The 21,502-nt window shown below is 68.9% G+C and carries 20 protein-coding genes; 16 read left to right on the top strand and 4 right to left on the bottom strand.

Annotation, left to right across the window (positions count from 1 at the left end; genetic code table 11):
* Positions 1–192: 192 nt before the first annotated feature.
* Entirely contained in the window at positions 193–1,797 is a 1,605-nt protein-coding gene (locus OHA81_RS07330; protein ID WP_329193897.1) for an ABC transporter substrate-binding protein, read from the top strand.
* A 71-nt stretch (positions 1,798–1,868) separates the two neighbouring features.
* Complete coding sequence (locus OHA81_RS07325; RefSeq protein WP_329193895.1) at positions 1,869–3,449, top strand: ABC transporter substrate-binding protein; 1,581 nt, start codon at positions 1,869–1,871, stop codon at positions 3,447–3,449.
* 87 nt (positions 3,450–3,536) lie between these two features.
* Here the strand turns inward: OHA81_RS07325 and OHA81_RS07320 are convergent, their stop codons facing one another.
* Together OHA81_RS07320 and OHA81_RS07315 are read right to left on the bottom strand one after the other, a co-directional pair.
* Positions 3,537–4,208 carry a response regulator transcription factor gene (locus tag OHA81_RS07320; protein WP_329193894.1) on the bottom strand — a complete coding sequence of 224 codons (672 nt, stop codon included), beginning with the start codon at positions 4,206–4,208 and terminating at the stop codon, positions 3,537–3,539.
* A 64-nt stretch (positions 4,209–4,272) separates the two neighbouring features.
* Positions 4,273–5,073, bottom strand: a complete 801-nt coding sequence (locus OHA81_RS07315) for a RecB family exonuclease (RefSeq protein ID WP_329202058.1) — start codon at positions 5,071–5,073, stop codon at positions 4,273–4,275.
* On the opposite strand from OHA81_RS07315, the gene OHA81_RS07310 reads away from it, so the two are divergent.
* The 3 genes from OHA81_RS07310 to OHA81_RS07300 all read left to right on the top strand — a co-directional run bounded on the left by OHA81_RS07310 (position 5,072) and on the right by OHA81_RS07300 (position 8,320).
* Entirely contained in the window at positions 5,072–6,568 is a 1,497-nt protein-coding gene (locus tag OHA81_RS07310) for a site-2 protease family protein (protein WP_443056462.1), read from the top strand. The genes OHA81_RS07315 and OHA81_RS07310 overlap by 2 nt on opposite strands.
* A gap of 18 nt (positions 6,569–6,586) precedes the next feature.
* The gene (locus OHA81_RS07305) at positions 6,587–7,495 is read left to right on the top strand and encodes a tRNA (adenine-N1)-methyltransferase (protein ID WP_136211133.1); all 909 of its coding nucleotides are present in this window, start codon (positions 6,587–6,589) and stop codon (positions 7,493–7,495) included.
* A 219-nt stretch (positions 7,496–7,714) separates the two neighbouring features.
* Positions 7,715–8,320 (top strand): hypothetical protein, encoded by a 606-nt coding sequence (locus OHA81_RS07300; protein ID WP_329193891.1) that lies wholly within the window; start codon positions 7,715–7,717, stop codon positions 8,318–8,320.
* Positions 8,321–8,323: 3 nt separating this feature from the next.
* On the opposite strand, the gene OHA81_RS07295 is transcribed toward OHA81_RS07300, so the two are convergent.
* Positions 8,324–8,653, bottom strand: a complete 330-nt coding sequence (locus tag OHA81_RS07295) for a ferredoxin (RefSeq protein WP_329193889.1) — start codon at positions 8,651–8,653, stop codon at positions 8,324–8,326.
* 264 nt (positions 8,654–8,917) lie between these two features.
* Between OHA81_RS07295 and arc the strand changes: the two genes are divergently transcribed.
* The 6 genes from arc (at position 8,918) to prcA (ending at position 14,955) form a co-directional block, all read left to right on the top strand.
* On the top strand, positions 8,918–10,684 hold the full coding sequence (gene arc, locus OHA81_RS07290) for a proteasome ATPase (RefSeq protein ID WP_329193887.1): 1,767 nt from the start codon (positions 8,918–8,920) through the stop codon (positions 10,682–10,684).
* Positions 10,685–10,934: 250 nt separating this feature from the next.
* Entirely contained in the window at positions 10,935–12,446 is a 1,512-nt protein-coding gene (gene dop, locus OHA81_RS07285) for a depupylase/deamidase Dop (RefSeq protein WP_329193885.1), read from the top strand.
* Between the two features lie 203 nt (positions 12,447–12,649).
* Positions 12,650–12,862: a ubiquitin-like protein Pup gene (locus OHA81_RS07280; RefSeq protein WP_030233608.1), complete on the top strand. Its 213-nt coding sequence runs from the start codon at positions 12,650–12,652 to the stop codon at positions 12,860–12,862.
* 117 nt (positions 12,863–12,979) lie between these two features.
* Positions 12,980–13,354: an endonuclease VII domain-containing protein gene (locus tag OHA81_RS07275; RefSeq protein WP_329202057.1), complete on the top strand. Its 375-nt coding sequence runs from the start codon at positions 12,980–12,982 to the stop codon at positions 13,352–13,354.
* Entirely contained in the window at positions 13,306–14,145 is an 840-nt protein-coding gene (gene prcB, locus OHA81_RS07270; protein ID WP_329193883.1) for a proteasome subunit beta, read from the top strand. Before OHA81_RS07275 ends, prcB begins: the two co-directional genes overlap by 49 nt.
* Before the next feature lie 45 nt (positions 14,146–14,190).
* Positions 14,191–14,955 (top strand): proteasome subunit alpha, encoded by a 765-nt coding sequence (gene prcA, locus OHA81_RS07265; RefSeq protein ID WP_329193881.1) that lies wholly within the window; start codon positions 14,191–14,193, stop codon positions 14,953–14,955.
* A 55-nt stretch (positions 14,956–15,010) separates the two neighbouring features.
* Here prcA and OHA81_RS07260 read toward each other — a convergent pair whose 3' ends face one another.
* Positions 15,011–16,009: a LacI family DNA-binding transcriptional regulator gene (locus OHA81_RS07260; RefSeq protein ID WP_329193880.1), complete on the bottom strand. Its 999-nt coding sequence runs from the start codon at positions 16,007–16,009 to the stop codon at positions 15,011–15,013.
* Positions 16,010–16,155: 146 nt separating this feature from the next.
* Between OHA81_RS07260 and OHA81_RS07255 the strand changes: the two genes are divergently transcribed.
* The 5 genes from OHA81_RS07255 to OHA81_RS07235 all read left to right on the top strand — a co-directional run bounded on the left by OHA81_RS07255 (position 16,156) and on the right by OHA81_RS07235 (position 21,481).
* Positions 16,156–17,442, top strand: a complete 1,287-nt coding sequence (locus tag OHA81_RS07255; RefSeq protein ID WP_329193879.1) for an MFS transporter — start codon at positions 16,156–16,158, stop codon at positions 17,440–17,442.
* 58 nt (positions 17,443–17,500) lie between these two features.
* Entirely contained in the window at positions 17,501–18,862 is a 1,362-nt protein-coding gene (pafA, locus tag OHA81_RS07250; RefSeq protein WP_136211119.1) for a Pup--protein ligase, read from the top strand.
* 132 nt (positions 18,863–18,994) lie between these two features.
* Positions 18,995–19,936 carry an FKBP-type peptidyl-prolyl cis-trans isomerase gene (locus tag OHA81_RS07245; protein WP_329193876.1) on the top strand — a complete coding sequence of 314 codons (942 nt, stop codon included), beginning with the start codon at positions 18,995–18,997 and terminating at the stop codon, positions 19,934–19,936.
* A gap of 52 nt (positions 19,937–19,988) precedes the next feature.
* Complete coding sequence (locus OHA81_RS07240; protein WP_329193874.1) at positions 19,989–20,384, top strand: FKBP-type peptidyl-prolyl cis-trans isomerase; 396 nt, start codon at positions 19,989–19,991, stop codon at positions 20,382–20,384.
* A 140-nt stretch (positions 20,385–20,524) separates the two neighbouring features.
* Positions 20,525–21,481: a helix-turn-helix transcriptional regulator gene (locus OHA81_RS07235; protein WP_329193872.1), complete on the top strand. Its 957-nt coding sequence runs from the start codon at positions 20,525–20,527 to the stop codon at positions 21,479–21,481.
* Positions 21,482–21,502 lie beyond the last annotated feature (21 nt).

Below are 21,502 nucleotides of genomic sequence, written 5' to 3'. Positions count from 1 at the left end.
CGTCCCAGGCCACTAATGTCGACGCCGGGCACTGCGCCGCACCTCAGCAGTACCGGAGACACACCCCTGTGCCGGTACCGCGTGGACCGATCGTCACACACCGGCCCGATCGTTCCGCCCTGAACGGGCGACCGTCGCGAAGTGCCCTCAACGCCGCTTTGAGCAAGTGCCGGGTGAGGGAGTACTTCCAGCATGAACCGCAAGACCATGGTGCTGACGGCCGCGATAGGCCTGCTCACCCCCGCGCTGTCCGCCTGCGGCAGCGCGAGCGGAGGAGGAGCGGGAACCGGGGCCATCGTCGTCGGCACCACCGACCGGTTCGAAGCCGCCGACTACGCCCCCGCCCCCTTCGACCCCGCCTACGCCTACGACGCCGGCGCCTGGAACGTCCTGCGCCAGACCGTCCAGACGCTGATGCACACCCCCCGCGGCGGCGGCCAGCCCGTCCCCGAAGCAGCCTCCGACTGCCGCTTCACCGACACCGGCAACGAGAGCTACCGCTGCACCCTGCGCCCCGGACTCACCTTCGCGAACGGTGACCCGCTGACGGCCAAGGACGTCAAGTTCTCCATCGACCGCGTCCTCGCGATCAAGGCGGAGAACGGCCCCTCCTCGCTGCTCTCCACCATCGACACCGTCGAGGCCAAGAGCGCCGACACCGTCGTCTTCCACCTCAAGACCGCCGACGCGACGTTCCCCTACAAGCTGTCCACCCCGGCCGCCGGCATCGTCAGCGCCAAGGACTACGACGCGAAGAAGCTCCGCGCCGGCTTCGCCGTCGACGGCTCCGGCCCCTACACGATGAAGGCCGAAACCAAGGGCAACCAGCTCGTGCGCGCCGTCTTCACCAAGAACCCGCACTACAAGGGCGACATCAAGCTCCAGAACGACAAGGTCGAACTGCGCTCCTTCGCCGACTCCGAGGGCATGGGCAAGGCCCTGCGCGACGGCTCCATCCACGTCGTCTCCCGCACCCTGTCGCCCGCCCAGATCGCCGAGCTGTCCGCGAAGCCCCCCAAGGCCGTCAAGCTGGTCCCGCTGCCCGGCCTCGAGATCCGCTACCTCGGCTTCAACACCGACGCCCCCGTCGTCAAGGACAAGGCCGTCCGCCAGGCCCTCGCCGCGGCCGTCGACCGCGACGCCCTGATCTCCAAGGTCTACGGCAAGGCCGCACAGCCCCTGTACTCACTGGTCCCCACCAGCGTCACCGGGCACGTGAACTCCTTCTTCAACAAGTACGGCGAGGCCAACACCGCCAAGGCCGCCGACCTGCTCAAGAACGCCGGGATCAAGACCCCCGTCAAGCTCACCCTCAACTACACCACCGACCACTACGGTGACGGCACCGCCGCCGAGTTCGAGGAACTCAAGACCCAGCTGAACTCCACCCAGCTCTTCGACATCACCGTCCAGGGCAACGACTGGGCCGACTACCGCCCCGCCCAGAAGAAGGGCGACTACGCCGCCTACGGGCTCGGCTGGTTCCCCGACTACCCGGACGCCGACAACTTCCTCGCCCCGTTCCTGGAGCAGGACAACTTCCTGGGCACGCCGTACGCCAACGCCGCCGTACGCACCCGGCTCATCCCCGAATCCCGGCGCGCGGCCGACCGCACGGTCGCCGCACCCGCGATCAAGGAGATGCAGGACATCGTCGCCGACGACGTCCCCGTCCTGCCCCTGTGGCAGGGCAAGCAGTACGTCGCCGCACGCGACGAGATCACCGGGGTGGAATGGTCGGTCAACGCCATCTCCGACCTCCAGCTGTGGGAACTCGGCCGGGGCGTCAGCGGCTGAGCAAGGCACCAACCGGCAGCGGGTGTCGCAGGCCGGGGCAACGAAACAGTACGACTGTGAAGGACGTTCGCGTGATGAGACGTAACCAGTGGTTGGCAGCCCCGCTCGGCGCCGCAACCGCCGCCGCGCTGCTCAGCGGTTGCGGTTCGCAGGATGGCTCGGCCGCGGGCAGCGGCAAGGGCGTTGTCATGGGGATATCCGACAAGGTGAAGTCCACCGACCCCGCGTCGGGCTACGACCCGGGCTCCTGGCTGCTCTTCAACAACGTCTTCCAGTCCCTGCTGACCTTCCCCAAGGGCGGCAACACCCCCGAACCCGACGCCGCCCAGAGCTGCGGCTTCGAAGGCGCCGACAGCAAGGTCTACAAGTGCGTCCTGCGCGCCGGGCTCAAGTTCAGCAACGGCGACAGCCTCACCTCCAAGGACGTCAAGTACTCCTTCGAGCGCACCCTGAAGATCAATGACGCCAACGGCCCGGCCGTCATGCTCGCCTCCATCGCCGGCATCGACACCCCCGACGAGAAGACCGTCGTCTTCCGCCTCAAGACCTCCGACGCGACCTTCCCCAGCAAGATCGCGGCCGGTGCCGGCGCCATCGTCGACCACACCCAGTACCCGGCCGACAAGCTCCGCACCGACGGCAAGGCCATCGGCTCCGGCGTCTACAAGCTCGACTCCATCAGCGACAAGAACGCCAACTTCTCGGTCAACGACTCCTACAGCGGCAAGGCCAAGCCGAAGAACACCGGCGTGACCATGAAGTTCTTCAACGACGACCAGGCCGCGCTCAAGAAGGTCCTCGAAAGCGGCGACGTCGACTTCGCCTTCCGCGGCCTCGCCGCCAAGGACATCGCCGGCCTCGCCAACAAGGCCGGCGACCAGAAGGTCGAGGTCGTCCAGGGCACCGGCGCGGAAGTCCAGCACCTCGTCTTCAACATGAACGACCCGGTCGCCGGAAAGCTCCCCATCCGCAAGGCCATCGCCTACCTCGTCGACCGCGAAGCGATCATCAAGGAGGTCTACGACGGCACCGCCACCTCCCTGTACTCGATCGTCCCCGCCGGCATCGCCTCCCACAACACCGCCTTCTTCGAGCGCTACGGCGGCACCCCCCAGCTGGAGAAGGCCAAGAACGTCCTGCGCGCGGCCAACGTCAAGGACAAGGTGAAGATCACCCTGTACTCGACGCCCATCCGCTACGGGCCGGCCACCGACCAGGAACTCCAGCTCATCGCCAAGCAGCTCAACGACAGCGGCCTCTTCGACGTCGACGTGAAGTCCGTCGCGTTCGAGCAGTACGAGAAGGACATCGAAGCCGGCAAGTACGGCGTCTACGTCAAGGGCTGGGTGCCCGACTACCCGGACGCCGACAACTTCACCCAGCCGTTCTTCGGCCCGGACAACGTCCTGCACAACAACTACGACAACAAGGAGATCAGCGGGACCATCATCCCCTCGACCTCCGCGAAGTCCGACCGCACCGCCGCCACCACCGACTTCACCCGGCTCCAGGACATCGTCGCCGACGAGATCCCGATCCTCCCGCTCTGGCAGGGCAAGCAGTACGCCGTCACCCGCCAGAACGTGACCGGCCTGCAGTGGTCGCTCGACGCCTCGACCGTCTTCCGCTTCTGGGAGATCAGCAAGGGCTGACACACACCGACGGGCCGGCAGCCGCACCACGCGGCTGCCGGCCCGTCGGCACGACCATCGAGCGCCCGGACCACCGCGCCGGGAGAACTACTGCGCGCCCGGGCGGACCAGACCGCTCTCGTACGCGTACACGGCGGCCTGCACGCGGTCGCGCAGACCCAGCTTCGTCAGCACGTGCCCCACATGCGTCTTCACGGTGGTCTCGCTCACGAACAGGTCCGCCGCGATCTCCGCGTTCGACAGACCCCGCGCCACCAGCTTCAACACCTCCACCTCGCGCTCGGTCAGCGTGCCCAAGGTGTCCGGGACGCTCTCGGCGCCCGACGGCAGGTGCTCCGCGTACTTGTCCAGCAGCCGCCGCGTGATGCTCGGGGCCAGCATCGCCTCGCCGCCCGCCACCACCCGGATCGCCTGCACCAGCTCGTTCGCGGGAGCGTCCTTGAGCAGGAACCCGCTCGCCCCCGCCCGCAGCGCTTCCACCACGTACTCGTCCAGATCGAACGTGGTCAGCACCAAGACCTTCGCCGGCCCGTCCCGACCCGGCCCCGTGATCTGCCGCGTCGCCTCCACCCCGTCCATCCGAGGCATGCGGATGTCCATCAGCACCACATCGGGCTGCAGCGCACGCACCTGGTCCAGCGCCTGGAGACCGTCCCCGGCCTCACCGACCACCGCCAGGTCCGGCTCCGCCTCCAAGATCATCCGGAATCCGGTGCGCAGGAGCGGCTGGTCATCCACCAGCAGGACGCGGATCGCCACAGGGGTACCTCATCTTCGAACATCGGCTTCGACGGCCGGCACCCATACTGCGCCGGCCCGGTCATCAGGATCCCCCCGAGCCCGCCCCGTCCGCCTCCGCCCTCGGGATGATCACGAGCGGATAGGCCGGGGGAGTCCCGCCGAACTCCGGACACACCGCCCGGTGATCACACCACCCGCACAGCTTCGTCGGCCGGGGCCGCCACTCGCCCGTCTCCGTCGCCTCCACGATCGCGTCCCACAACGCCAGCAGCTTGCGCTCCACCCGCTCCAGGTCCGCCACCACCGGGTCGTACGTCAGCACGTCCCCACTGCCCAGGTACACCAGCTGCAGCCGCCGCGGCACCACCCCCTTCAACCGCCACACCACCAGCGCGTAGAACTTCATCTGGAACAGCGCGTCCTCCGCGTACTGCGGCCGCGGCGCCTTGCCCGTCTTGTAGTCCACGATCCGGACCTCGCCCGTCGGCGCGACATCCACCCGGTCGATGATCCCGCGCAGCCGCAACCCCGACTCCAGCTCCGTCTCCACGAAGAACTCCCGCTCCACCGGCTCCAGCCGCGTCGGGTCCTCCAGGGTGAACCACCGCTCCACCAGCGCCTCGGCCTCCGTCAGCCAGCGCGCCAGATCCTCCCCCTCATCACCCCCCGGGAACAGCTCGGACAGCTCCGGCTTCGCCTCCAGCAACCGGTCCCACTGCCCGGGGATCAACGCTTTCGCCCGCGGCGCCGTCCGCTCCTGCGCAGGATGGTCGAACAGCCGCTCCAGCACCGCGTGCACCAACGTCCCCCGCGTCGCCGCCGCACTCGGCTTCTCCGGCAGCTTGTCGATCACCCGGAACCGGTACAGCAGCGGACACCGCATGAAATCACTCGCCCGCGAAGGCGACAGCGAAGCGGGCCGCACCGCGCCACCCGCCCCCTCGGGCGCGGCAACGGCATCGGCAGCAGCCACACCAGGAACAGGACCGGGGCTCGTCGTCATGCGTAAAACCCTACGACCCGCCACCGACAGCACGCGCATACCATCGACTCCGGGCCCCCTCGCACTGCATGATCAGAGCATCACACCGCGCTACCGCCCCACCACACACCCGCACAACGCCCCACACACCACCGGCGGAACCGCCCCACCGGACAGCACCGAACGAAGGACAGCCGTGCCAGACACCGACGAAACCGGAGAGCGCGCACCCAAGCGCTCCGACCCGGGCGGCGGACTCCTCATGGGCCGCCCCTTCGGCGTACCCGTCTACGTCTCGCCCAGCTGGTTCCTCGTCGCCGCCCTCATCACCTGGGTCTTCGGCAACCAGCTCGACCGCATCCTGCCCGGACTCGGACCGGCCCGCTACCTCGTCTCCCTCTTCTTCGCCGTCGCCTTCTACGCCTCCGTACTCGTCCACGAACTCGCACACACCGTCGCCGCCCTGCGCTTCCGCCTCCCCGTGCGCCGCATCCGCCTCCAGTTCTTCGGCGGAGTCTCGGAAATCGAGAAGGAAGCCGAAACCCCCACCCGCGAATTCGTCCTCGCCTCCGTCGGCCCGCTCCTCTCCCTCCTCCTCGCCGGCGCCTTCTACCTCGGCATGGAAGCCGTCGACGCCCCCACCGTCCCCGGCGTCCTCCTCGCCGGCCTCATGATCTCCAACCTCCTCGTCGCCGCCTTCAACCTCCTCCCCGGCCTCCCCCTCGACGGCGGCCGCATGCTCCGCGCCCTCATCTGGGGCATCACCGGAAAACCCATGGCCGGCACCGTCGCCGCCGCCTGGGTCGGCCGCGGCCTCGCCGTCACCGTCCTCATCGGCCTCCCCCTGGTCACCCAGACCGGACTCCTCGGCAACCGCAGCCAGGAGATCGGCGGCATGGACACCGTCATGGACGCCCTCCTCGCCGCGATCCTCGCCGCCATCATCTGGACCGGCGCCGGCAACAGCCTGCGCATGGCCCGCCTGCGCCAGCACCTGCCCGAACTCCAGGCCCGCGCCCTCACCCGCCGCGCCATCCCCGTCGAGAACGCCACCCCCCTCTCCGAAGCGCTCCGCCGCGCCAACGAAGCCGGAGCCCGCGCCCTCGTCGTCGTCGACGGCCACGGAGACCCCACCGCCATCGTCCGCGAAACGGCCATCGCCTCCGTCCCCGAACACCGCCGCCCCTGGATCGCCGTCAGCACCCTCTCCCAGGACCTCACCGACGGCATGAAGGTTTCCGCGGAGCTCGCCGGAGAAGAACTCCTCGACCACCTCCGCGCCACCCCCGCCACCGAATACCTCGTCATCGAACCCGGCGGCCGGATCTACGGCGTCCTGTCCACCACGGACGTCGAAAAGGCCTTCGTGAAGGCCATGGCGCGGCCCCAGTCCTGAACCCAATACACTGGTCACATGTCCGAACCGACCGGTGCCGCCCGCCGACGCGGGCCCTTCGAGGTCGGGGACCAGGTTCAGCTCACCGACCCCAAGGGCCGCCACTACACCTTCACGCTCGAAGCCGGGAAGAATTTCCACACCCACAAGGGTTCCTTCCCCCACGACGAGCTGATCGGTGCTCCCGAAGGCAGTGTTGTCCGTACCACGGGGAACGTCGCGTACCTCGCGCTGCGCCCCCTGCTCCCCGACTATGTCCTGTCCATGCCCCGCGGTGCCGCCGTGGTCTACCCCAAGGACGCCGGCCAGATCCTGGCCTTCGCCGACATCTTCCCCGGCGCACGCGTCGTGGAAGCCGGCGTGGGCTCCGGCTCCCTCAGCAGCTTCCTGCTGCGCGCCATCGGCGACCAGGGCATGCTCCACAGCTACGAGCGCCGCGCGGACTTCGCCGAGATCGCCACCGCCAACGTCGAGCGCTACTTCGGCGGCCCCCACCCCGCGTGGCAGCTGACCGTCGGCGACCTCCAGGACAACCTGTCCGACACCGACGTCGACCGCGTGATCCTCGACATGCTCGCCCCCTGGGAGTGCCTGGAGGCCGTCTCCAAGGCCCTCGTCCCCGGCGGCATCCTCTGCTGCTACGTGGCCACCACCACCCAGCTCTCGCGCACCGTCGAATCCATCCGCGAGTTCGGCTGCTACGCCGAGCCGCAGCCGTGGGAGTCGATGATCCGCAACTGGCACGTCGAAGGCCTCGCCGTCCGCCCGGACCACCGGATGATCGGCCACACCGGCTTCCTCGTCACCGCCCGCCGCCTCGCGGACGGCGTCGAACCCCCGATGCGCCGCCGCCGCCCCTCCAAGGGCGCCTACGGCGAGGACTACGAGGGACCCGGCAGCCAGAGCCGCGGCGGGGACCGCGACTGACCCACCGGCCCGCGCCCGCCCCGGGCGCGGCCCCCAACACGAAGGCGCTGCGGCGCAGTTCCCCGACCCGATCGGGAACTGCGCCACAGCGCCCTTTCGTTGACGGGGGACGGCAGGACGGCTCTTCCCGGAAGGTGGCCGGACCCGCCCGTTCCACCCCGGTGTGAGGTGTGGCACGATGCTGGCACCGCGTCACCCTTCGCACAGGAGAGACCCCGCGTGCTGCACAGCCCCACCGAGCCGGCCCTCGCACTGGACACCCTGGCCCACGGTGGCGCCAAGGCCCTCCACTGGGTCGCCACGGCCACCGCCATGGCCGCCGTCGTCGCCGCAGCGGGTCTCCTCCAGCCGGACCCCGCGACCGGCACCCCGGTCACCGCCACCGCCGCGGCGGCCGCCGCCGGCCCCCCGGCAGCCGCCCCCGACGCACACGCCGTCACCTACCCGCTGGACTGCAGGGGCACCGCCCAAGCCGTCACGGCCACCGCCCAGGGCGACCTCGACGGCGACGGCCGCCCCGAAACCGTGGCGGCCGTCCGCTGCGACGCCGGCTCCGGCACCCCGCCGCACGCCATCTACGTCCTCACCCAGGACAGGGCCCCCGGGGCCGCGCCGCGCGTGGTGGCCACCCTCCTGGAGGCCGGACGCCGCCAGACGGCCACCGACCTGACCATCAGTGACCGCACGGTGACGGCCAGTCTCGTCGGCTACTCCTCACCGGCGGTCCCGCGCTACAGCCCCGACACCAGACAGCTCGCCAAGTGGCGCTGGACGGGCGGAAAATTCCGCCAGGAGCTTACCGATTCACGCCCCGGAAGCGTTTAGCCGTCACTCCGCGTCAGGGCCGTACACCTCGACCCTGTCCGACACACGGCGGACGTGAATACAGTCACCCGGGCATTCCTTCGCCGAATCGACCACGTCCTGGAGCAGCGTCAGCGGAACCGGAGTGGTCGCCCCCGGGTCCTGCAGAAGCTCGTCCTGCGCGCTCTTCACATACGCCAGACCATCGATGTCCAGCTCGAACACCTCCGGGGCGTACTGCACGCAGATGCCGTCGCCGGTGCACAGGTCCTGGTCGATCCACACCTCCAGCGACGCCTCGGCCTCGTCGGCGCCGGCCGTCCGGTCGGAGGTTGCCTCCTGCTGCACGGTCATATCTCCTGCCGTTCCCTGCACTGAGTGATCCACCCCGGTCACAACTCGCGACAAGTCGCGCGGGCCCTGACGGGTGTTGAACACTTCGACCTTACAACCGGCTGCTTTCCCGTGCTGCTGGGTGGGTATTTCACTGGCGAGAGGGAGTACGCAAGGGTGAAGATCGGACACACCCCTACCGTCTTTGTGATCTAGGGGTTTCAATCACCACCAGCCCAGGTAGGGTCAGGAAGCGTCCAGCTCCCCTTGGAGGAGGTGAGGACCGTGGCAGCCCACGACGACGACATCAACCGCGGCATCCGGCCCGGGCGAGGGTCCGAGGACCCCGCTGGCCAGGTTGCCTATCTCGAGCAGGAAATCGCCGTCCTGCGACGCAAGCTCGCCGACTCACCGCGTCACACGAGGATTCTCGAAGAGCGGATCATCGAGCTCCAGACGAATCTGGCCGGCGTGTCCGCACAGAACGAACGACTGGCGAACACCCTCCGTGAGGCCCGCGACCAGATCGTGGCCCTCAAGGAAGAAGTCGACCGCCTCGCCCAGCCGCCGGCCGGCTTCGGTGTCTTCCTGCAAGCCAACGAGGATGGCACCGTCGACATCTTCACCGGCGGCCGCAAGCTCCGCGTGAACGTGAGCCCCAGCGTCGACCCGGAAGACCTCCGGCGCGGCCAGGAGGTCATGCTCAACGAAGCGCTCAACGTGGTCGAAGCCATGGAATTCGAGCGCGCCGGGGACATCGTCACCCTCAAGGAAATCCTTGAGGACGGCGAGCGCGCCCTGGTCATCGGGCACACCGACGAGGAAAGGGTGGTGAGGCTCGCCGAGCCGCTCCTGGACATCACCATCCGCCCCGGCGACGCCCTGCTCCTCGAACCCCGCTCCGGCTACGTCTACGAAGTGGTCCCCAAGAGCGAGGTCGAAGACCTCGTCCTCGAAGAGGTCCCGGACATCGACTACGACAAGATCGGCGGCCTGGGCGACCAGATCGAACTGATCCGCGACGCCGTCGAGCTCCCCTACCTCTACCCGGACCTCTTCAAGGAACACGAACTGCGCCCGCCGAAGGGCATCCTGCTCTACGGCCCCCCCGGCTGCGGCAAGACGCTCATCGCCAAAGCCGTCGCCAACTCCCTTGCCAAGAAGGTCGCCGAGGTCACCGGCCAGCCCGCCGGGAAGTCCTACTTCCTGAACATCAAGGGCCCCGAACTCCTCAACAAGTACGTCGGCGAGACCGAGCGGCACATCCGCCTCGTCTTCCAGCGTGCACGCGAGAAGGCGAGCGAAGGCACCCCCGTCATCGTCTTCTTCGACGAGATGGAATCCCTCTTCCGCACCCGCGGATCCGGCGTCAGCTCGGACGTGGAGAACACCATCGTCCCCCAGCTCCTCGCCGAGATCGACGGCGTGGAAGGCCTGGAGAACGTCATCGTCATCGGCGCCTCCAACCGCGAGGACATGATCGACCCGGCCATCCTGCGCCCCGGCCGCCTCGACGTGAAGATCAAGATCGAGCGCCCCGACGCAGAAGCCGCCAAGGACATCTTCGCCAAGTACCTCAAGGCCTCCTTGCCCCTGCACGCGGACGACCTGTCCGAACACCAGGGCTCCACGGCCGGCACCGTCCACAGCATGATCCAGACCGTCGTCGAGCAGATGTACGCGGAAACCGAGGAAAACCGCTTCCTCGAGGTCACGTACGCCAACGGCGACAAGGAAGTCCTCTACTTCAAGGACTTCAACTCCGGAGCCATGATCCAGAACATCGTGGACCGCGCCAAGAAAATGGCGATCAAGGCCTTCCTCGAACACAACCAGAAGGGCCTGAGGGTCGCCCACCTCCTCCAGGCCTGCGTGGACGAGTTCAAGGAGAACGAAGACCTGCCCAACACCACCAACCCGGACGACTGGGCCCGCATCTCCGGAAAGAAGGGCGAGCGGATCGTATTCATCCGCACCCTCGTCACCGGAAAGCAAGGCGCGGACACCGGACGCTCCATCGACACGGTGGCCAACACCGGTCAGTACCTCTGACAAAGCGGGGCGGCTGCGGGTCCCCCACCGGGGCACCCGCAGCCGACTGCTTTACCGACTGCTTTTCCAGCCGGTGGCAGGACAAATTCAATGACCGAAATGATCTCCCCACCAGCGCGGAGTGGTTCTAGGCTCTTCCGTACCGCAGGTCAAGCAGTGCGGGGACGGACGCCGCACACGACGCATCGGAGCACCAGCGGTACTTGAGCGCCGCTCCCGGCCGGGAGCGCCGCCGGGCAAGGAGGGCCGCATGACCGTACGGCGAGTAATGGGGATCGAGACGGAGTACGGGATCTCCGTCCCGGGCCACCCGAACGCCAATGCCATGCTCACCTCGTCCCAGATCGTCAACGCCTACGCGGCGGCGATGCACCGGGCACGCCGTGCCCGCTGGGACTTCGAGGAGGAGAACCCGCTGCGGGACGCCCGCGGCTTCGACCTCGCCCGCGAGGCCGCCGACAACAGCCAGCTCACCGACGAGGACATCGGCCTCGCCAACGTCATCCTCACCAACGGCGCCCGGCTCTACGTCGACCACGCCCACCCCGAATACAGCTCCCCCGAGGTCACCAACCCCCTCGACGCCGTCCTCTGGGACAAAGCCGGCGAACGGATCATGGCCGAAGCCGCCGAACGCGCCGCCCAGCTCCCCGGCGCCCAGCCCATCCACCTCTACAAGAACAACACCGACAACAAGGGCGCCTCCTACGGCACGCACGAGAACTACCTGATGAAGCGGGAAACGCCCTTCACCGACATCGTGCGCCACCTCACCCCCTTCTTCGTCTCCCGCCAGGTCGTCACCGGCGCCGGACGCGTCGGCATCGGCCAGGACGGCCGCGACCACGGCTTCCAGATCAGCCAGCGCGCCGACTACTTCGAGGTCGAGGTCGGCCTGGAGACCACCCTCAAGCGCCCGATCATCAACACGCGCGACGAACCGCACTCCGACGCCGAGAAGTACCGCCGGCTCCACGTGATCATCGGAGACGCCAACCTCTCGGAAATCTCCACCTACCTCAAACTCGGCACGACCGCACTGGTCCTCTCCATGATCGAAGACCAGTTCATCAACGTCGACCTCGCCGTCGACCAGCCCGTGCGCACCCTCCACCAGGTCTCCCACGACCCCGACCTCCACCACCTGATCACGCTGCGCAGCGGCCGGACACTCACCGCGGTGCAGCTCCAGATGGAGTACTTCGAGCTGGCGCGCAAGTACGTCGACGAGCGGTTCGGCACGGACGCCGACGAGCAGACCAAGGATGTCCTCACTCGGTGGGAGGACGTCCTGGGCCGGCTGGAGACCGACCCCATGAGCCTGTCCGGCGAGCTGGACTGGATCGCGAAGCGGGAACTGCTGGAGGGCTACCGCAGGCGCGACGGACTCGACTGGGACGCGGCCCGGCTGCACCTGGTGGACCTCCAGTACGCGGACGTACGCCCGGAGAAGGGCCTGTACAACCGCCTGGCGGCCCGCGGCAAGATGAAGCGGCTGCTGGAGGAACCGGCCGTCGAGCGCGCCGAGGGCAAGCCCCCGGAGGACACCCGGGCCTACTTCCGGGGCCGGTGCCTGGAGCAGTACGCGGACGACGTGGCGGCGGCCTCGTGGGACTCGGTGATCTTCGACCTCCCGGGCCACGACTCCCTCCAGCGCGTGCCCACGCTGGAGCCCCTGCGGGGGACGCGGGCGCACGTGAAGGAGCTCCTGGACCGCTGCCGCACGGCGGAGGACCTGGTACGGGTGCTGTCCGGCCGCTGAGCGGGGCCCGACGCCATCGGCGGCCCGGACGGGGCCTGAAAGGGCCCCGGTCTGGGAATCATGGGAACACCCGGACGTTGTGAAAGTGCGGGGACGAATGTCGGACCCTCCTTGTAGGGTCCGGCATAAGGTCTGATCTTGGGAGTGGTCCCGGTCCGGGACCACTCGACGTGAGCGTGCGAACCGAGCGGGGTGAGGTAGACATGGCGACCAAGGACACCGGCGGCGGACAGCAGAAGGCGACGCGCTCGACCGAGGAGGTCGAGGAGGCTGCGGTCGAGGAATCGACCGACCTCAAGGAACGCCAGGAAAAGCTCTCCGACGACGTCGACTCGGTACTTGACGAAATCGATGATGTGCTCGAGGAAAATGCCGAGGACTTCGTGCGCTCCTTCGTCCAGAAGGGCGGCGAGTGATTTAGCCTTCGAATCGAAGATTAGATCCTCGGGGGAGGGCAAGTGTCGGGGGCGGAAAAGCGATGTCCGCGGTGTGGCTTGCTCAAGCCGCTTGAGGCCTTCGCTTCCCACCGGGCCATGCGGGACGGCCTGCAGTGTTACTGCAGGCCGTGCGCGGCCGAGTACCTGTCGACCCGCTGCAAAGCATGCCGGGCCATCGAAGGCCGGGCGGGTCACCTCAAGCGTTCCTACGGCGTCACCGAGGAGGAGCGCGACCTGATGATCGCAGCGCAGGGGGGCCTCTGCGGGATCTGCCAAGAGGCTCCTCCGGAGCACGTTGATCACGATCATCAGACGGGTAAGGTCCGAGGCGTACTGTGCTTCAGCTGTAACGCCGCACTGGGGCAGTTCAAGGATCGGCCGGACGTCATACGGCGTGCAGCCGCTTACGTGGAAGGAAACCTGTGGAACCCAACACTCGTAGCACAGGGCGTCTACCGGCAGCCTTCCTGACGCCGGGGTCCTCGTCCTTCATGGACTTCCTCGGGGCGCACTCGCCCGAGATGCTGCCGGGCAACCGGAAGCTGCCCGACGGCGTCATCGAGGCGCCGCACGGGACGACCATCGTGGCCGTCACCTTCCCCGGCGGGGTCGTGCTCGCCGGTGACCGGCGCGCCACCATGGGGAACATGATCGCTCAGCGGGACATCGAGAAGGTGTTCCCGGCCGACGAGTACTCCGCCGTCGGCATCGCCGGTACGGCGGGTCTCGCCGTGGAGATGGTGAAGCTGTTCCAGCTGGAGCTGGAGCACTTCGAGAAGGTGGAGGGGACGACCTTGTCCCTGGAGGGCAAGGCGAACCGGCTCTCGACCATGATCCGGAGCAATCTGGGGATGGCGATGCAGGGGCTGGCCGTCGTGCCGCTGTTCGCCGGGTACGACGAGGCCAAGGAGAAGGGCCGGATCTTCTCCTACGACGTGACCGGCGGCCGCTCCGAGGAGCACGGCTTCGCCGCCACCGGTTCCGGTTCGATCTTCGCCAAGGGTTCGATGAAGAAGCTGTTCCGGCCCGACCTGACGGAGGAGCAGGCCACCACTTTGGTCGTGCAGGCGTTGTACGACGCCGCCGACGACGACTCGGCGACGGGTGGGCCGGACCTCTACCGGCACATCTATCCGATCGTCACCGTCATCACCGATGAGGGTTTCCGCAGGCTGACCGACGACGAGTCGCAGGAAATCGCCCGTACGGTCACCAACCGTCGGCTCGAGCAGCCGGACGGCCCGCGCGCCGCCCTGCTCTGACCATCCGTCGCCCCGTAGGACCCAGAAGAAAGGGACGGACAGCCGGTGTCGACTCCGTTCTATGTGTCACCCCAGCAGGCCATGGCCGACCGGGCGGAATACGCCCGGAAGGGCATCGCCCGTGGTCGCAGCCTCGTCGTGCTGCAGTATGCCGACGGCATCGTGTTCGTCGGGGAGAACCCGTCCCGTGCGCTGCACAAGTTCAGCGAGATCTATGACCGGATCGGCTTCGCGGCCGCCGGCAAGTACAACGAGTACGAGAACCTGCGGATCGGTGGTGTGCGGTACGCGGATCTGCGCGGGTACACCTATGACCGTGATGATGTGACGGCCCGTGGGCTGGCGAACGTGTACGCGCAGACGCTGGGCACGATCTTCTCCAGTGCGGGTGAGAAGCCGTACGAGGTGGAGTTGGTCGTGGCGGAGGTCGGTGCGACGGCCGCGGGTGACCAGATCTACCGGTTGCCGCATGACGGGTCGATCGTGGACGAGCACGGTTCTGTCGCGGTGGGCGGCAACGCCGAGCAGATCAGTACGTTCCTGGACCAGCGGCACCAGGACGGGATGACGCTGTCCGAGGCGTTGAAGCTGGCGGTGCAGGCGCTGTCCAGTCAGGCGAACGGTGCGGACAAGTCGATTCCGGCGGAGCGGCTGGAGGTTGCGGTGCTGGACCGGACGCGGCCGCAGCAGCGGAAGTTCAAGCGGATCCGGGGCCGGCAGCTGGCGCGGCTGCTGGAGGCGGACGTGCCGGCGGCGGCGCAGGCCGATGCGGTGTCGAACGACGAGGGTCCGGAGGACGAGGCGCAGTAGTGCGTGCGGGGGAGCCCCGGTCCGCCCGTGAGGGTGGGTCGGGGCTTCGTCGTGTTCAGGGGGTGGGGGCGGGGCCGGAGGAGTCGCGGACGACGAGTTCGACGGGGATGTCGGGGGCGGTCCAGTGGTGGCCTTCGAGGACGGTGAGGAGGGCGGTCATGCCTTGTCGGCCGACGTGTTCGGCGGGCAGGCGGACGGTGGTGAGTTCGGGTTCGACGGCGGTGGCGAGGGCGAGGTCGTCGAAGCCGGTGACGGAGAGGTCCTGGGGGATGCGCAGGCCGAGGCGGCGGGCGGCTTTGCAGGCGCCGGCGGCGAGGATGTCGTCGTCGCAGATGACGGCGGTGGGCCGGGGGCCGGGGGTGGTGAGGGCGGTTTCGAGGGCGGTGCGGGCGCCGGTGACGGTGAGCGGGGCGCGTACGGTGCGCAGTTCGGCGGGGGCGGGGAGGAGGTCGGTGAGGGCGCGGGCGCGGGTGTGGAAGGTCCAGGAGTCGACGGCGGAGGCGAGGTGGAGGAAGCGGCGGTGGCCGTGGGTGAGGAGGTGTTCGACGGTTTGGCGCATGCCGTCGGCCATGGCGAGGTTGACGTGGGCGGCGGCGGTGTCGGAGGTGGGGTCGCTGTCGAGCATGACGAGGGGGAGGCCGTTGCCGCCGATGGCGTCGAGGGCGTCGGCGGCCATGGAGGAGGCGATGACTCCGTCGAGGGCCGCGCGGGCGGACGCGAACGGGTTGCGGGCGGGGCCGGTGCCGTCGGGGGAGGGGTAGAGGACGACGCCGAAGCCGTGTTCGGCGGCGACTTGGGCGGCGCCGGTGTAGACGCGGGCGAAGAATTCGTTGGTGAGGGCGGGGACGACGAGGAGGGCGGTGCGGGTGCTGCCGAGGCGGAGGTTGCGGGCGGCGAGGTTGGGGCGGTAGCCGAGGTGGGCGGCGGTTTCGCGGACGTGGGTGGCGGTGCGTTCGGAGACGCGGCCGCGCCATTTGTCGCCGAGGACGAGGGAGACGGTGGCCTGGGACACCCCGGCGGCGTTGGCGACGTCCCGGCTGGTGGGTCTCGTCACGCGGGGCTCCTGTTTGGCGAGGTCACGGGGGTGGGGGTGTGGGGGAGGGGGGCGGTCGTGTGGACTGGCGGGTTGTGGCCATGGTACGTATGGCGGGTCACGTTATACGTATTACTCCGGCTTGGTCCGGGCAGGAAGGGGCGGACATGGCCGCGGGTTACGCGGAGCTGCTCAGGACCCGGCATGCCGCGAGGCTGTTGGTGGGGACGCTCATAGGGCGGTTGCCGAACGCGACGGCGCCGATCGCGATCGTGTTGCTGACCCGGGCGGAGGGTGGCAGTTACAGCCTCGCGGGGGCGCTGGCGGCCGTGTACGGGGTGGCGAACGCGGTGGGGCAGCCGTTGCTGGGGCGGGCGGTGGATCTGTACGGGCAGCCGCGGGTGCAGTTGCCGGCGGCGCTGGTGTCGGCGCTGGGGATGGCGTGGCTGGCGCTCGCGGGGACGGGGTCGGTGGTCGCGGCGTACGCGGCGGTGGTGGTGGCGGGGCTGTTCACGCCGCCGCTGGAGGGCGGTCTGCGGGCGCTGTGGCCGTCGGTGCTGGGCGGCAAGGAGGAGCGGGTCCACGCGGCTTATGCGATGGACGCGGTGGCCCAGGAGGTCATGTTCACGGTCGGTCCGCTGCTGGTGACGCTGTTCGTGTCGCTGTGGGATCCGGCGGCCGCCCTGTTGCTGCTGAACGCGATCGGGGTGCTGGGCGCCCTGTCGGTGGTGGTGTCGCGGCCTTCGCGGGAGTGGCGTTCGGCGCCGCGTGAGGCGCACTGGCTGGGGGCCTTGCGCTCGCGGGGGCTGCTGGCGTTGCTGGGGGCGTTCTTCTTCGTGGGGACGGCGCTCGGCTCGATCACGGTGGCGGGTGTGGCGTACGCCGACGGTCATGGCGGTCAGGCGGTGTACGGCTGGCTGATGGCTGCTCTGGGGCTGGGTGCGCTGGTGGGCGGGGTGCTCTACGGGGCCCGGCAGTGGCCGGGGGCGCCGGAGCGGCGGCTGCGGCTGCTGGTGGCGCTGCTGGCGGCGTGTTACCTGCCGCTGATGCTGGTGCCGGGGGTGGTGGCGATGACGGCGCTGACGGCGCTGGCGGGGGTGTTCCTGGCGCCGGCGATCGCCTGTGCGTTCATCGTGGTGGACCGGCACGCTCCGGCGGGGACGGTGACGGAGGCGTTCTCGTGGCTGGTGACGTTCTTCGGGGTGGGTGCGGCGATCGGGACGGCGGCGGCGGGTCCGGCCGTGGAACTGGGTGGAACGGCGGCCGGTTTCGGTGTGGCGGGCGTGGCGGGAGGTGCCGCGTTCCTGGTGCTGATGGCCACTCAGCGGGTGCTGGCTCGCGACGGGCGCGGCCGGGCGGTGGCGGGGCCGGCCGCGGAGGGTGCGGTCGAGGTGCCGGGGCAGGCCGGGAGGGCCCGCGCGGACGGCGTGTCGGAGCCCTTCCCGGGAAACTGATCGGAACCCCGGTCTCGAACCCGGTTTCAGAAGAGGGCAGAAGGCGTAATGTTCAGTCATGGACCGCCGCATTTTCGGGCTGGAGAACGAGTACGGCGTCACGTGCACGTTCAGGGGACAGCGCCGACTGTCACCTGACGAAGTGGCGCGCTACCTCTTCCGCCGTGTTGTGTCATGGGGCCGCAGCAGCAATGTCTTCCTGCGGAACGGCGCCCGCCTCTACCTCGACGTGGGTTCGCATCCGGAATATGCAACTCCCGAATGCGACAACCTGACCGAGCTGGTCACCCACGACAAGGCCGGCGAGCGCATTCTCGAAGGCCTGCTCGTCGATGCCGAACGCCGCCTGCACGAGGAGGGGATCGCGGGCGACGTCTACCTCTTCAAGAACAACACCGACTCGGCGGGCAATTCGTACGGCTGCCACGAGAACTACCTCGTGGCGCGGCACGGTGAATTCTCCCGTCTGGCGGACATCCTCATTCCGTTCCTCGTCACGCGCCAGCTGATCTGTGGTGCGGGCAAGGTGCTGCAGACGCCCCGGGGCGCGGTGTACTGCGTGAGCCAGCGCGCCGAGCACATCTGGGAGGGTGTCAGCTCGGCCACCACCCGGTCCCGGCCGATCATCAACACGCGGGACGAGCCGCACGCGGACGCCGAGCGCTACCGCCGGCTGCACGTGATCGTCGGGGACTCGAACATGTCCGAGACGACCATGCTGCTCAAGGTGGGTGCCACGGACCTGGTGCTGCGGATGATCGAGGCGGGGACCGTGATGCGGGACCTGACCTTGGAGAACCCGATCCGGGCGATCCGCGAGGTCAGCCATGACATCACCGGTCAGCGCAAGGTGCGGCTGGCCAGCGGGCGCGAGGCCTCGGCGCTGGAGATCCAGCGGGAGTACTACGACAAGGCGCTGGACTTCGCGGAGCGGCGGGGTATCCGTACGGGTGTCGTGGAGCAGGTGCTGGAGCTGTGGGGCCGTACCCTCGACGCGATCGAGGCGGAGGACCTGGACCGGATCGGGACCGAGATCGACTGGGTCATGAAGTACCAGCTCATCGAGCGGTACCGGGGCAAGCACAACATGACGATGTCGAACCCGCGGGTCGCCCAGATAGACCTCGCGTACCACGACATCCACCGCCGGCGCGGGCTGTACTACCTGCTGGAGCGCAAGGGGCAGGCGGCCCGGATCTGCAACGACCTCAAGATCTTCGAGGGCAAGTCGGTGCCCCCGCAGACGACGCGGGCGCGGCTGCGCGGCGATTTCATCCGCCGGGCGCAGGAGCAGCGGCGGGACTTCACCGTCGACTGGGTGCACCTCAAGCTGAACGACCAGGCGCAGCGGACGGTGTTGTGCAAGGACCCGTTCCGGTCGGTGGACGACCGGGTGGAGAAGCTGATCGCCGGTATGTAGGTGCCGGTGGGTGGCGTCAAAGTGTGACATCTCACTGATCTTGGCCGGGGCCCCGTTCGTATCTCGTACGGGGCCCTGTCCACGCCTTAGAGTGGCGGGCGACCGCGTTGCCGTCTGAGATCTGAGGAACACGTGCGCCGACTTGCCGGCCTGCTGGTCGTACCCCTTCTGCTGCTGACGACGGCAGCCTGCGGTGACGACAGCGGCTCCGACTCCGCCCAGATGCAGAACGGGGCGCCCGCGATCACGAAGGGCGCCAAGTTCGGGGAGAAGCCGACCCTGTCGAAGGGGAAGGGTGACCCGCCGAAGGAATTGAAGGTGGTGGTCGTGAGCGAGGGCAAGGGCCCGGTGCTCAAGGCCAAGGACATCGCCCAGGTCAATTACTACGGGCAGGTGTGGGACGGCAAGGAGCCCTTTGACGAGAGCTTCAGCAAGGGCAAGACGTTCGACGTGACCCTCGGCGCGGGCCAGGTCATCAAGGGCTGGGACCAGGGTCTGCAGGGGCAGAAGGTCGGCAGCCGGGTCGAGCTGGTGATCCCGCCGGACCTCGGTTACGGCGCGCAGGGTTCGGGCGAGAAGATCAAGCCGAACGCGACGCTCGTGTTCGTGGTGGACATCGTCAAGGGGACGACCGTCCCGGTTTCGGCGACGGGCAAGGAAGTCCCGCAGGACAACAAGGACCTGCCGAAGATCGGTACGAACACGGACGGCAAGGAAGTGTCCGTGACCATCCCGAAGGACACCGCGGCGCCCGGGAAGCTGGTCTCGAACTACGTCCTGGAGGGTGACGGCCCGGTCGTGAAGGACACCGACACGGTCGTGGTGAAGTTCAACGGGAAGACGTGGAAGGACGACAAGACCTTCGAGAGCACGTACGCCACCGACTCGGTGGTGCCGTGGCCGATGTCCGACCTGTCGGTCAAGGGTCTCAAGGACGGCATCCTGGGCAAGAAGGCCGGCAGCCGGATCCTGCTGGTGATCCCGCCGGACCAGGCGTTCGGCGACAAGGAGCAGGGGACGATCCCGGCGAATTCGACTCTGGTGTTCAGTCTGGACATCCTGTCGGTGATGTAAGACTGGTTCCGGTTTCCCCGGCTCCGGCCGGGGGCGCCTCCTGTTGGTTCGTATGAGGAGCAGTTCCGTGAGCGACAAGCTCGAAAAGCCCGAGATCGACTTCCCCGAGGGCCCCGCCCCGACCGAGCTCGTGGTCGAGGACATCTGGGTGGGCGACGGCGCCGAGGCCAAGGTCGGTGCGTTCGTCAAGGTCCACTACGTGGGTGTGGCGTTCTCGACCGGCGAGGAGTTCGACGCCTCCTGGAACCGCGGCAGCGCGCTGGAGTTCCAGCTGGGTGTCGGCCAGGTCATCAAGGGCTGGGACCAGGGTGTCCAGGGCATGAAGGTCGGCGGCCGCCGCAAGATCACGATCCCGGCGGACCTCGCGTACGGTGACCGTGGCGCGGGCGGCGGCGTGATCGCCCCGGGCGAGACGCTGATCTTCGTGTGCGACCTGATGGCCGCCTGAGCGACGCGCCGTCACACCGTCGGGGCCCCTGCCGTGAGGCGGGGGCCCTCGCTTTTGCCGGGGACCTCCGGGGCGGTACGGTCAACGGTCACGGGTGTGTACGCCGGCGGGTGTACGTCGGGAAGGGCGGAAGGGCGTCGATGGCGATTGCCAAGGCCGAGCGGCTGATGAACCTGGCGCTGTGCCTGCTGGGGACCCGCAGGCCGCTGAGCAAGCGTGAGCTGCGGGGTTCCATCGAGGCGTACCTGGAGGCGGGGAACGACGAGTCCTTCAACCGCATGTTCGAGCGGGACAAGGACGATCTGCGGGAACTCGGCCTGGTGATCGAGACGGTGGAGAACCTGGAGGGCGAGACCGGCTACCTGGCCCGCCGGGACAGCAACCGGCTTCCGCCGGTCTCCCTGGACGCCGAGGAGGCCGCGGCCCTCGGGCTCGCGGCCAAGGTGTGGCAGCAGGCCCGGCTGGCGGGCGCCGCGAGCGGGGCGCTGCAGAAGCTGCGGGCGGGCGGGATGCCGGAGGCCGGTGATCCGTACGAGGGCCAGCACAGCGCGATCGAGCCGCGCATCCCGGTCCACGAGGCGGCCTTCGAGCCGCTGATGCTGGCCTGCCGGGACCGGCGGCCGGTGGTGTTCGACTACCGCAAGTCGACCGCCGCGCACCCCGCGACGCGGCAGGTCGAGCCGTGGGCGCTGGAATGCTGGCGGGGCCACTGGTACCTGGCGGGCTTCGACCGCGACCGCGGGGCGGAGCGGGTGTTCCGGCTGTCGCGGATCACCGGCAAGGTCCGCTCGCGGGCCGGGAAGTACACGGCGCCGGTGCCGGACGTGGTGACGGTGCGGGAGACCGTGGCGCGCTGGGCCGGGGAGAGCGCGGAGCGCACGGCGCGGATCCGGCTGCGCGCCGGGGCCGGGTACCCGCTGCGCGCCAAGGCCACCTCCGTCAAGGAGGGCGCCGACGGCTGGGACGAGCTGGAGATCCCGTACGGGCACGGCCTGGACGCCTGGCTGGTGGAGTTCGGCCCGGACGTGGTGGTGGTGGAGCCCGCGGACCTGCGGGCGGACGTGGTGGACCGGCTGCGCGCGGTCGCGCTCGGCTGACCGGGCCGCGGCGGGAGCGGC

Source organism: Streptomyces sp. NBC_00667, assembly GCF_036226825.1.
Taxonomy (GTDB): domain Bacteria; phylum Actinomycetota; class Actinomycetes; order Streptomycetales; family Streptomycetaceae; genus Streptomyces.
The sequence above is the reverse complement of the archived record's forward strand: the minus strand, read 5'-3'. Positions and strand labels throughout refer to the sequence as shown.